9 protein-coding genes are annotated in these 12,316 nt (G+C 45.1%); 2 read left to right on the plus strand and 7 right to left on the minus strand.

Annotated elements, in window-relative coordinates; translation table 11 throughout:
- Positions 1–9 precede the first annotated feature (9 nt).
- From QTN95_RS03175 to QTN95_RS03200, 6 genes are all read right to left on the minus strand, one after another.
- Positions 10–2,865 carry a formate dehydrogenase subunit alpha gene (locus QTN95_RS03175; RefSeq protein WP_331416301.1) on the minus strand — a complete coding sequence of 952 codons (2,856 nt, stop codon included), beginning with the start codon at positions 2,863–2,865 and terminating at the stop codon, positions 10–12.
- 11 nt (positions 2,866–2,876) lie between these two features.
- Entirely contained in the window at positions 2,877–3,074 is a 198-nt protein-coding gene (locus QTN95_RS03180; protein WP_138971905.1) for a twin-arginine translocation signal domain-containing protein, read from the minus strand.
- Between the two features lie 46 nt (positions 3,075–3,120).
- Entirely contained in the window at positions 3,121–3,756 is a 636-nt protein-coding gene (locus tag QTN95_RS03185) for a TorD/DmsD family molecular chaperone (protein ID WP_331416302.1), read from the minus strand.
- Positions 3,757–3,767: 11 nt separating this feature from the next.
- Complete coding sequence (locus QTN95_RS03190) at positions 3,768–5,432, minus strand: 4Fe-4S dicluster domain-containing protein (RefSeq protein ID WP_331416303.1); 1,665 nt, start codon at positions 5,430–5,432, stop codon at positions 3,768–3,770.
- A 178-nt stretch (positions 5,433–5,610) separates the two neighbouring features.
- On the minus strand, positions 5,611–6,117 hold the full coding sequence (locus QTN95_RS03195) for a DUF3306 domain-containing protein (RefSeq protein WP_331416304.1): 507 nt from the start codon (positions 6,115–6,117) through the stop codon (positions 5,611–5,613).
- A complete protein-coding gene (locus tag QTN95_RS03200) occupies positions 6,107–6,571 on the minus strand; it encodes a DUF3305 domain-containing protein (RefSeq protein WP_443088846.1) in 465 nt (154 codons plus the stop codon). The genes QTN95_RS03195 and QTN95_RS03200 overlap by 11 nt, the downstream gene beginning before the upstream one ends.
- A 184-nt stretch (positions 6,572–6,755) precedes the next feature.
- Here QTN95_RS03200 and fdhD point away from each other — a divergent pair, with 184 nt between their 5' ends.
- Entirely contained in the window at positions 6,756–7,586 is an 831-nt protein-coding gene (gene fdhD / locus QTN95_RS03205; RefSeq protein ID WP_331416305.1) for a formate dehydrogenase accessory sulfurtransferase FdhD, read from the plus strand.
- A gap of 227 nt (positions 7,587–7,813) precedes the next feature.
- Here the strand turns inward: fdhD and QTN95_RS03210 are convergent, their stop codons facing one another.
- Complete coding sequence (locus QTN95_RS03210; protein WP_138971911.1) at positions 7,814–9,406, minus strand: ABC-F family ATPase; 1,593 nt, start codon at positions 9,404–9,406, stop codon at positions 7,814–7,816.
- Positions 9,407–9,970: 564 nt separating this feature from the next.
- On the opposite strand from QTN95_RS03210, the gene QTN95_RS03215 reads away from it, so the two are divergent.
- Positions 9,971–12,316 (plus strand): ATP-binding protein, encoded by a 2,346-nt coding sequence (locus QTN95_RS03215; RefSeq protein ID WP_331416306.1) that lies wholly within the window; start codon positions 9,971–9,973, stop codon positions 12,314–12,316.

The raw sequence follows: 12,316 nt of genomic DNA on the forward strand, positions 1-12,316 counted from the left end.
GTGGAGTCCTTACGCTTTGCGAATGTTACATAGGGTGACTTTAGTTTCCTGCATCTGAGTAACAGGATCATAGCCATAAGTGGTGGCAATATTTGCTGATTCACCAATGACATATGGGTCACAACCTTCTGGGTACTTAGAGCGAAGATCTTCACCTTGGAATTTCCCGCCGAAGTGGAACGGAATGAAGGCAAGGCCTGGTTTCACTCGACGAGTCACCATTGCTTTTACGTGAATGCGGCCTTTCTCAGCACCTTCTACCCACACCATATCGCCATCTTTAAAACCAAGGTCATTCGCATCTTTCGGGTTAACTTCTACAAACATCTCTTGTTGAAGTTCAGCGAGCCATGGGTTTGAACGTGTCTCTTCACCACCACCTTCATATTCAACCAAACGACCAGACGTTAATATAATTGGGTACTCAGCAGAGACATCTTTGTCTTGGATCGACTTGTACATGGTCGGTAGACGGTAGATTGACTCACTGTCATCCCATGTTGGGTAATCAGAAACAAGGTCGCGGCGAGGTGTGTACAGTGGCTCACGGTGTAGCGGAACACGGTCTGGGAATGTCCAAACCACAGCACGCGCTTTCGCGTTACCAAATGGAATACAACCATGTTTAATAGCTACTCGCTGAATACCGCCAGAGAGATCCGTTTTCCAGTTTTTGCCTTCTGCCGCGGCTTTCTCTTCTGCTGTGAGGTCATCCCACCATCCGAGTGCTTTGATCAGTTTGTCGGTAAATTCTGGATATCCATCTTCAAGCTCACAGCCTTTAGAATAACTATCTTCAGCAAGAATATTATTGCCTTCAAATTCCACACCAAAGCGAGCACGGAAGTTACCACCGCCTTGAGCAACTGGCTTAGACGTATCATAAAGAATATGTGTACCTGGATGTTTCATCTCAGGCGTACCCCAACACGGCCATGGTAGACCATAGGTTTCACCATGAGCAGGACCACCTTCACCTTCTAACGACGTCTTGTGGAAGGTGTGCCAATTTTGTTGGTGCGTTTTCAAACGCTCTGGGCTTTGACCCGTGTAGCCAATTGTCCACATACCACGGTTAAATTCACGCGTGATGTCTTCGATAAGTGGTTGGTTGTTTTCAACTTTTACGTTTTTAAACAGTTGATCGGAGAAACCAAGCTTCTTAGTCAGAAGGTACATGATTTCATGATCAGGTTTTGACTCGAACAACGGCTCAACCACTTTGTCACGCCATTGAATAGAACGGTTTGACGCTGTCACACTGCCGTAGGTTTCAAACTGAGTGGTCGCTGGAAGAAGGTAAATGCCATCTGTACGGTCGTTCATTACCGCAGCAACTGTTGGATATGGATCGACGATCACCATCATATCCAATTTTTGCATTGCCTTACGCATCTCGACGCCACGAGTTTGCGAGTTGACCGCGTGTCCCCAGTAGAACATCGCGCGAATGTTGTCATTCTGCTCGATATTTTCTTTGTTCTCTAAAACGCCATCGATCCAACGAGAAACCGGAATACCCATATTGTTCATAGGTTTCTTACCACGGTACTCATTTTGATCGAATCGATTTTTAACCCACTCGTAGTCAAGATCCCACACTTTCGCCCAGTGTTTCCAAGATCCATCTGCAAGGCCGTAGTAACCTGGAAGCGTATGAGAAAGTACGCCTAAGTCTGTCGCACCTTGCACGTTATCGTGACCGCGGAAGATGTTCGCACCGCCACCTGACTTACCCATGTTACCTAGCGCAAGTTCCAGTACACAGTATGCACGGGTATTGTTGTTACCTGTGGTGTGCTGAGTACCACCCATACACCAAACAACACATCCAGGACGGTTTTCAGAAAGAAGTTTCGCCGTTTTGTATACATCGGCTTCAGAGACGCCTGTTACGCGCTCAACTTCAGCAGGAGTCCACTTTGCGACTTCCTGACGAATTTCATCCATACCAAACACACGTTGACGGATAAACTCTTTGTCTTCCCACTGGTTAGCAAAAACATGCCATAAAATACCCCAGATAAACGCAACATCTGACCCTGGGCGAAGCGAAACATAGTGATCAGATTTTGCTGCGGTACGTGTACGACGAGGGTCAGCAACAACGATCTTACAGTTGTTTTTCTCTTTCGCGATTAAGATATGCTGCATTGCCACTGGGTGCGCTTCAGCAGGGTTCGAACCGATAAACAGCATCGACTTACAGTTGTGCATATCGTTGAACGAGTTCGTCATTGCACCGTAGCCCCAAGTATTTGCTACCCCAGCTACTGTTGTTGAGTGACAGATACGCGCCTGGTGGTCTACGTTATTGGTTCCCCAAAGTGATGCCATTTTACGGAACATGTACGCTTGTTCGTTGTTGTGCTTTGCGCTGCCTAACCAGTAAACGGAATCTGGACCAGATTCTTTACGAATATCGAGAACCTTGTTACCAATTTCTTCGATAGCTTGATCCCAGCTCAGTTTGACCCATTTGCCATTTTCGAGCTTCATTGGGTATTTGAGACGGCGTTCACCATGGCCATGTTCACGCAGCGCTGCACCTTTTGCACAATGTCCACCAGCATTGAACGGGTGGTCAAAAGCAGGCTCTTGGCCTGTCCAAACGCCATTTTGTACTTCGGCGTAGATACCACAACCTACAGAACAGTGAGAACAAATCGTTCTTTTGATCTCAGTCTTCGCTGAAGGATCAACAGACTTAGCTTGCGCTTTTTTGATCATTCCTGGTGCGAACAGGCTTGCCCCTACTACGGCCCCGCCTGCTGCAAGGGTACTGTTTTTCATAAAGGCACGGCGTGAAACGCCGAGTTGGTGTTGCTCTTTGCTCACACTATCGGAGCGTTTAACTAGTTTCATTGGTTAGGCTCCTATAGCGTATCGTAGTAGTCACGAATATGCTGAGTTTCGTGATAGCCAGTTTTCTTCACGTCTTGTTTTGGCAATACAGATTCTGAAGCACTAGCCACTTTAGTGGTTCCAGCGACTACCGCTCCAGCAACTGCTGCCGTAGTTAAGCCTTTGAGAAGATCCCTGCGGCTTTGATTTAACTTATTATCGTCTTTCATTATTGCTTCCTTACCCTTATTAGTAGGTATTGCATCGATGTGACGCTTATTGCTGAGCTTGCTCGTACTCAGTCACGTTCTTAACATCAATTTTTAATTTGTTTTTTCCACTTTGTAGATTTTCACTAAAACGCACTTGCTCAAGGGTCATAAATGCGTCAGTTAATTCGGCAACAGCCAGGTAGAAATTGGCGTGCTGAGCAGCCTTGATCTGTTTCGTTAACGCGTTAAACCACGTTGCTAAGTGCTTATTGAAAAATACCTGTTGCAGCTCTTCATCTTCAGCGGTAAGTACAGACATCACTTCACAAAGTGCAGAGAAGTGATCTTCTGGCTCTTTGACTTGCTCTTCGCGCTCTAGACCAAGAATTGCAAGATCGTGACGAATCGAAGCCAATGGTTTTTCCATCAGTGAACCCGTAAGATGCCAAGAGGCGAAAGGCATCACTTCACCACGACCAATACCAATGAATAATTCTTGGTACTCATCGTTTAACGCTTCTTGGTTAGATTCTCGGGCTGCGTTTTGCAAACCGATCCAAGCGGACTGCATTGCGCTTGCACTCTGTTCAATCTCCAACTCACTGAGAAAACTCACCATCTCTTCTGATGGCGCCTGACGGAATAGTGCAGATAGCACAAGGTAAATTTCAGCGCGTAGAGTTTGTTGTTGATTTTCCATTGCTTTCTACCCTAGTAATTCAGTTGTTTAGTTGGGTCTTCCGCCATCGATTCGAACATATCGACAACACGACAGTCTTCACACATCGCAATTCTGTTTAGCGAAGCTTGGTCTGAAAAATGAGAGTGACCGTGTAACTTATTTTGAAGCATGTCAATCATTGACTGTGGGGCAAACGGCTTTTGACAACGAATGCATTCCGCGGCTTTTTCTTGATGGATTACCGTCGCTTGCTGACGACTCGCCTTGTCCCAGTTCATACGTGTCGTCATCGTAAGAGCCTGCTCTGGACACGCTTTAGTACATAAACCACACTGGATACAGTCTTGTTCGACGAACTTGAGCGACGGAGAGTCACCGTCAGTATGCAACGCACGAGTTGGACACACGGCCACACAACTCATGCACAGAGTACAATCACTCGATTTGCATGAAATATTGCCGTAAGGGGCATTGGCCGGAAGTTCAACAATGTTTTCGACCGGAATTCTTGACTGAGCAAGCGCATCTAAAGCCGTAAACAGTCGTTGACGCTTATTACCCGGCAAATCACCCAGTGCGAGGTCAAATGAATCCGTGAATAAAATCGGAGCACCTTCGCGTAATGACTCTAGGTATACGATGTCGATGGTTTCTTTCGCGATACCGATTTGAGCCAGCAGTTCTTGTGCGACTGCAACTTCATTGTTGAGGACTCGTTGAATCGTTTCAGGCATGAAACGGCTCGCGGCGAACAGCACTTGCGTTGCGCCATTTACTAATGCAGCAAACCAAGAATCGACGCCAACAGACGGCAACTCTTCAACAACGATAGGGATTACGTTATCAGGTAGCGCCTTAAGTGCTATCACGTTGTATTGCTCGTGACGAGAACTACAAATCAGTACGATCGGATCAACACCACCTTCTGATTCATAATTTGCTAAGGTTCGTTCGATGAATTTTTGTGTATCTTGTGGATTCGGTAATGCATAGTGAATTGCTTCTGTCGGACAAGCAGTGGCACAAGTACCGACGCCTTGACATAAGTAAGGGTTAATCTCAATGCGATGACCGGTTTTATCACTGCCTTCGCTCGATAACGCACCAGCAGGACAGGCGTCAACACATCTCTCGCAACCTTTTACACCACGAGAGCTATGCGCACATTTGTCTGTATCCAGACGGAAAAATTTGGGTTTATCAAATGTCCCCATCAGCGTCGGAATTTCTTCTAATGCTTCAGCCAGTTTTGGATACCCTCTGCCAACTGGGTAATAACCAGGGACAGGAACCTCTTCACTCATACAACTGTTGAGGCACAGATCCAAAACGATATCAAAACAATCATGATTTAACGCGACCTTAGCCAGATTGCTCTCTAGGCCGTTGTTTTCGATTAGCACCGAAAAGGTGCCCAGGAATCCTGATACTTGAACTGTGTTAGCGTAATACAGATTCGCGTGTTGACCTTGTTCGCCATCAGTAGAAAGCAAGGTTAGGCTATTCATTTGACCCAATTGAGCAGCAGCGCTTTCGATGATTGAAGTCGGACCGACGATAAGCGTATTACCACCACTCTCGTAACTTACCGTGGGAGGAATTAAGTTCGTTAGTTCAACCGTGTTCTCAAATGCATAAAGACGCGCTTTACCATTGGATGTTGACGATGATTCTTGTAGTAGTTGTTTTAGCATTGCTCAGTTCCAGTTAGAACGGAATATTCACCTGCACTTCTAATTGCAAATGCTGTACCAACTTTTATTTACATTAAAATCAATGAATTAGAATATTTCCTTATCTTTATTGGTGACAAAAAAACAGAGTGAGACAAATTGTCCCACTCTGTTAATTGATGGTTTAGTCAAAATGTACCTATTTATTGTGTGGTCTATTTTGTCCCATCGATTCTCGCTCAAGTTCTGACTCTTGTTCAACGTCTTCGAGTTGAATCAAGGAATCTTGATCGGTTAGCTGGTAATTATTATCCAGTTCAGAAGACGGTTTCGGCTCTTCTTCGCGTGCGTTGACCCATTCGCGAAGTTTGCTGGCGACTTCTGAAGAGAGATTCTTAACCGCTTTATAGTCATGATCGTAATCATTGAGCCCGTCAATTTCACTGAATTGCCCTGATAAAAAGAGTTTGCGTAACGCGGCCTTTTTGACCGCTGACTCGACCTCTGAAGTCAACAAAGACGCGACGCTGAGCTCAGATTCACTCGCTTCTGCACTCTGTTGTTCAGGGATGTCTGGCGCAAGTTCCAGTGAAGAATCAGCGTTATCTGGCAAATTTGTACTTTCACCTGATTCAACCAACTCAGGCTCAGAACCTTGCGCATCGAGTTTACGTTGTGACCAGCGACTTAGGAAACTAGTTGCCACTTGCTCTACCCGCCCCTTTACGCTTTTTACGTCTTTCTTCTAGCAGTTCACCATGACGACCAATATAGGCCTCCATCCATGCTTGTACCGCAAGCGGCATGTCATTAGAAAGCACTAGGTAATCGCCATCCATGTATTGGCCAGCAATACTTTGCGAGGCTGTGAGTATGACAATATTAGGATCGTCTTCGGACTCCATAGTATCAAGAACCAAAAATAGCTTAGGTTGTTGAGAACTCAAGTTAAAACGGTAATCCGTTCTTTCATCCCGATGCAGTTGCAGAGCAATGACTCTCTGGTGCGACTCATCTGGCTGTAGATCAAAGCTTGAAAGTTGCCACTGCGTCGTCGTCCATAGTCCAGTACTAATTTCATGTGCGATTAAATTGCACCCGATTGACCATAAATCTTCGGACTTTTCTGCTTTAACGGACATAGTTTGCTGTTCTGGCATAGTTCACCAACTTATACACTGTTGTTTGTCAGGTTTGGATTGTGTAATTGATACAATCTGGGTTTTACTTTGCAATATTTGTACCTAGTCCTAAACAATGCGATTCCCAACCCTTATTATAGAGGCGGAACATTATTTGCAAGCAGCACTCCGCGAATGCGGATAGATCGAATAGGATAACTCTGTGGTTAAACCAAACATTATTAAAACCAGTGAAAACCCAATGCAGACACTTGAAGTTGAAGTGTTTGATGAATACGGTGAAAAGCTCACCAAACAGATAGCTTGCGAACGTCCTTTAACCGTCATGCTTAACTGGAAAGAAGTGGTTACCTTGATGACATTAGGATCACGCCCTGAGTCACTCGTGCTTGGCTATTTAAAAAACCAGAGTTTTATTTCCGATCCACAGGCATTGGAATCTGTGATTATTGACTGGGAAACGCATACTGCAGCGGTAATCACCAGTGAAGACACTCAACAAGTCGAGGGCGCACTGAAGAAAAAAACCGTCACATCAGGTTGTGGTCAAGGCACCATGTACGGCAATGTGATGAAACAACTAGAAAACTATCAAGTTCCTCAAGTAAAAATTAAGCAATCAGAAATATACTCCGCGCTCGAAGCCCTGACTCACTACAACGACACCTATAAAAAAGCCGGCGCCGTTCACGGTTGCGCGGTATGTAAAGCCAATGAGGTTCTTTCTTTTGTTGAAGATGTAGGCCGTCATAACGCAGTTGATACGCTCGCCGGTGAAATGTGGCTCAATGAGCAAAGCGGTGATGACAAAATTTTCTACACCACAGGTCGCTTAACCTCAGAAATGGTGATTAAAGTTGCTCAAATGGGAATTCCCGTGCTTTTGTCCCGTTCAGGAGTGACGCAAATGGGGTTAGATTTGGCACAAAAATTTGGAATTACCACCATAGCTCGAGCCAAAGGTTTGAGGTTCCAGGTATTTACCGGCGCAGATAAAATGGAGTTTGACGTAAAAGGCAATCCAGCAAGTTAACCGATACTGGCAAAACACCTCCCATGCGCCCTTAATTTTATATTTCCCGACATAAAAAGAGTTGCGGGCAATGCTAGAGCAAGTGAAGCGTTACATTCTGCCAGAACGAAAAAACGGCCCAAATCAAGGGCCGTTCGTATAAGTAAAACTCTACCCTGTTCGTTCCAAACACGTAAAGTGATAGGAGTTATCCGTAAGGAGGCTTTTACTTGTCTGGCTGGAGAGAATTATCCCTCGATACCACGAGCTTTAAGGAATTCTGAATACGTTCCTTTGAAATCGGTAATTTTGTTGTTCTTGATTTCAATAATTCGAGTAGCCAGTGAGTCTACAAATACTCGGTCGTGCGAGACGAAGAATAGTGTGCCTTTGTACTGCTCAAGCGCGTTGTTAAGCGATTCGATCGACTCCATATCCATGTGGTTGGTCGGCTCGTCCATTAACAGCATATTCGGTTTGTGCATCATGATTTTGCCAAGCAACATACGACCCTGTTCACCACCAGAGAGTACTTTCACTGACTTTTTGATGTCATCTTGAGAGAACAGCATACGACCAAGGAAGCTACGGATAACTTGTTCATCATCTCCTGCTTGACGCCACTGGCCCATCCAGTCCATCAGATTCATATCTTCTTCAAAGTCATGCGCATGATCTTGAGCGTAGTAACTGATGTTAGCGTTTTCTGACCACTTAAATTCACCTGTGCGAGGCTCTAGTACACCCGCTAATGTATTAAGTAGTGTGGTTTTACCGACCCCGTTCTCACCGATGATAGCGACACGCTCACCGACTTCGAATATAGCGTTGAAATCACTAAACAGATCGTCTTCAAAACCTTGGCTCAGATTTTCAACAATCAGTGCATTACGAAACAACTCTTTCGATTGCTCAAAACGAATAAATGGGTTCTGACGGCTTGATGCTTTAACTTCTGCCAGTTGGATCTTGTCGATCTGCTTAGCACGCGATGTTGCTTGTTTAGCTTTAGATGCGTTAGCTGAGAAACGTGCAACGAATGTCTGTAGTTCAGCGATCTGAGCTTTCTTCTTCGCATTGTCAGACAGTAGACGATCACGTGCTTGTGAAGCCGCGGTCATGTACTCATCGTAGTTACCCGGATAGATTCGTAATTCACCGTAATCCAGATCCGCCATATGCGTACATACAGAATTTAGGAAGTGACGGTCGTGCGAGATAATGATCATCGTACAGTTGCGTTGGTTTAGCGTATCTTCTAACCAACGGATAGTGTCCATATCCAAGTTGTTGGTTGGTTCGTCAAGCAGCATGATATGCGGGTCTGCAAACAGAACCTGAGCCAGAAGAACACGTAGCTTCCAACCAGGTGCGACTTCGCTCATCAATCCGTAGTGCTGTTCTTCTGGAATACCCACAGCAAGAAGCAATTCACCCGCCTTAGAATCAGCCATGTAGCCATCCATTTCAGCGAACTGAACTTCCAAATCCGCAACTAACATGCCCTCTTCTTCGCTCATTTCTGGCAATGAATAGATGCGGTCACGTTCTTGCTTAACTTTCCAAAGTTCTTTATAGCCCATGATAACCGTATCGATTACCGTGAACTCTTCATAAGCGAACTGGTCCTGATTTAGCTTTGCCACACGTTCGTTAGGATCGTAACTTACGTTACCACCAGTCGGCTCAAGTTCTCCGCTAAGGATTTTCATAAAGGTTGACTTACCACATCCATTGGCACCAATCAGGCCGTAGCGGTTACCTTCACCGAATTTTACCGAAATGTTTTCAAACAGCGGCTTAGCGCCAAATTGCTGAGTGATATTAGCTGTACTTATGATAGGACTATCCCCCTAATGAATTAGCCTTAAAAATCAATTAGATATGGCTAATTACCAAATGTATTGATGTAAATTTGGCGCTATTGTAACAGGTAAGAAGTGTGAACTACATAACATGTTGCAGATATATCAAAAAGGAGCCGCTAATCGCTTAACAGCTCCTTCGATCTATTGGTAATACACAGTGGGTTTAGAAGGTAACTCGGCCACCAACTGAAACTCGCGCATTGGTCAATGTTGTGTCGATTCCAATTATCTTGCCAGTAAGGGCTGTGTACTCGACACCGACATACCCGTACTTGAAGATTGTCGCTCGCGCACTAGTATACTAGCTCACTTTGTAGGATATTCTTAACTGAGCTGGATTGTTGAATCTACTTCGGTAAGCGACTGCATTGTAAGGATTCTCTCAATTAGCGGATCACTATTATTAATGACATCGGTATGACACTTGACGCAAAGTTAAGAATATAGTTTTGCAGCTTAAATAAGTGGGTATTTCACTCGCTTTCATTTCTAAAACTACTAAACTAACTCTAACCTCATAAGTTATAAGAGATTTTTATGCGTTTAATCGTACGCTTTTTATGTATGGCTAGCTTGATTACTGCGCTTCCTGCTTTGGCAGCTTGGCAGTATGATCTCCAGGCAATTCCTCAGGTGGACAGTGTCAGCAGTGACATTGAACAAGAAATAGCGAACCTTCCTGAAGCTTTGTTTATGACGGCTCAAGATAGAAGAAAGGTCAATCAGCTACTTGATGCCGTTCTTACTGAGCAACAAAAACAAATTGATCATTTCCAGAAAAACCTTGCGACTTTCCGAAAACATAGGGGGGACGATGCGTGGTTTGACACGGAATCCAATTATCTGACGTTAACCAGTCTTGGCAAAAGTAAGGAGCAACTACTTGTCCTGACCGATTCAGTTAACCGTGACAAGCTGACGGGATTTGGCCCTTACGGGGTAATTCAGTTTAAACAGGAATGGTATCAAACCCAGCTTAATCTTGAATATTGGATCTATTTTCAGCTGCGCAGTTTTAAATCACTGCTTGGCGAAGTCCTGATCTCACCGATTCCTGTCATTTGGGCCGGGTTGAAAGTTCTGTTTATCTATTTTGGTCTGGTCTGGTGGCTAGCAAACAGCAAGCGCTTGATTCGTCTTTTCAAAGAAACTCAGCTTGAGTCGAATGCTAAGCCTGCATTGTGGGTTCGCCTTATCTGGTACATCAGTCGTGCTAACAGAGCGATCGCTTTCCTGATCGCGATTACCTTATCACTGCGTGTACTTTCTGGTATTCCAAGTCTTCAGCACCTGATTATCTTAGAGATATTTACTTGGTGGGTGCTCGGTGGCTCCATAGCGATTAGCTTTATTCTAGAGTTTGCGTATCGCAATAGTCGCTCATCTAATCCAGAAGTTGTTGCCTTGAGGCTATCGACCATTCGACGCTACGTCTGGAGCGCCATTGTCGCTGGTGTGATCTTACAAATCTCTATGCGCACCCTCGGTAAAGGAACCATTTACTATTGGATATATAGCGCCCTTTACGCTTGGTTTGTCTTGGTGACCTTATCGATTTTGCTTTTGTGGCGTAGCAAAGTATTCGCAACGGTTGAGCCCTTAACCGACCGACCAGTATGGGTTAACTGGGCAGTAAGCCGTAAAGATGCCTTACTGCTGAGTATTCCTGCGACAGCGATGGCAATGGTGTGGTTAATCATTCACCACTTCAAACATAGGCTCGTCTCTGCGCTTTCAAATTACAGTTTTTTCAGTCAAGCACTCGCCTACCTGTTCCGTATTGAGGTCGCTAAGCAAACTGGATACAGCAACGGCCAAAGCAACTTAGTGCGTGTTAAAGGTAACGACACGTTTGAGTACGTTTCACCTGGGAGCTTTGACAGCACCATCATCGACTATGCGGGTGATGAAATTAAGCAGTTGTCTAAGTATTTGATGAGCGACAGTCCGGCGATATGCGTAGTGTCGGGTGAACGTGGCGTTGGAACCACAACACTCCTGCGTGGGCTTCTTATGAAAGTGAAAAATGCCGAGCCAATGTATCTAAGTTGTCCTTACTCTGGGTACAGCGAATTGCTTGCGCATTTGGCCGTTAGCCTTGGTTTAGAAGAAGACGCGACAGAGATCCAAATCTTGTCCCAATTGCGAAAAAGTGACACCACTTACTTAATTGCCGTCGATAACGCTCAACGACTTGTGAAACCAATGGTCGGTGGGCTAACTGACCTGATTCGTCTTACTAACCTCTTGCGCCGTTCTAAAAAAAACCATCGCGTTGTTATCGCAATTGAGAAAGCCAGCTGGCGTTTTGTCGATCGTGCTCGTGGTGAACGTCTGCTGTTTGATTTGGTCTCTTTTCTGCCTCGTTGGACAGAGAAACAGATCCATCTGTTACTCGATACCCGAATCAACCAACCTGAACAGAAACAGATTTCGTTTGAGGGCTTAGTGGTTCCAAAACAGTGGGATCAGGAAGAAGTCACTGAAGAAGAGCGTGCTAAACAAGGATTCTATCGAATTCTATGGCATTACTCTGATGGCAACCCTACCGTCGCGCTGCGCTTTTTCAGGTTGTCATTAAACCGCGATAAAGAGACGGAACAAGTTTATATTCGCCTATTCCACGCACCTGAATCACAAGAGTTAGAGAAAATGCCCAAACCTATGTTGGCTGTGCTGCGCTCTATCGTTCAATTGGAGATCGCTTCTCCAGAAGTCCTGTCCGAATGTACTCAGTTGAGCATTGCCGAGATCACCGGCACACTGCGTTACTTCCAGAGCCGTGGTTATATTGAGTGGCTAGAAGACAAAGCGCGTGTTTCCGATCACTGGTTCCGTCATATAACCAATGTTCTCGATCGTCAGCATTTATTGGTGAAGTAA

This window comes from Vibrio sp. M260112 (assembly GCF_036533775.1).
Lineage (GTDB): Bacteria > Pseudomonadota > Gammaproteobacteria > Enterobacterales > Vibrionaceae > Vibrio.

Bases quoted from the DNA above. Each gene is read 5' to 3' on its own strand.
- QTN95_RS03200 (WP_443088846.1), bottom strand. From the start codon at position 6,571: ATGCCAGAACAGCAAACTATGTCCGTTAAAGCAGAAAAGTCCGAAGAT.
- QTN95_RS03215 (WP_331416306.1), top strand. From the start codon at position 9,971: ATGCGTTTAATCGTACGCTTTTTATGTATGGCTAGCTTGATTACTGCG.
- QTN95_RS03185 (WP_331416302.1), bottom strand. From the start codon at position 3,756: ATGGAAAATCAACAACAAACTCTACGCGCTGAAATTTACCTTGTGCTA.
- QTN95_RS03180 (WP_138971905.1), bottom strand. From the start codon at position 3,074: ATGAAAGACGATAATAAGTTAAATCAAAGCCGCAGGGATCTTCTCAAA.
- QTN95_RS03190 (WP_331416303.1), bottom strand. From the start codon at position 5,432: ATGCTAAAACAACTACTACAAGAATCATCGTCAACATCCAATGGTAAA.
- QTN95_RS03175 (WP_331416301.1), bottom strand. From the start codon at position 2,865: ATGAAACTAGTTAAACGCTCCGATAGTGTGAGCAAAGAGCAACACCAA.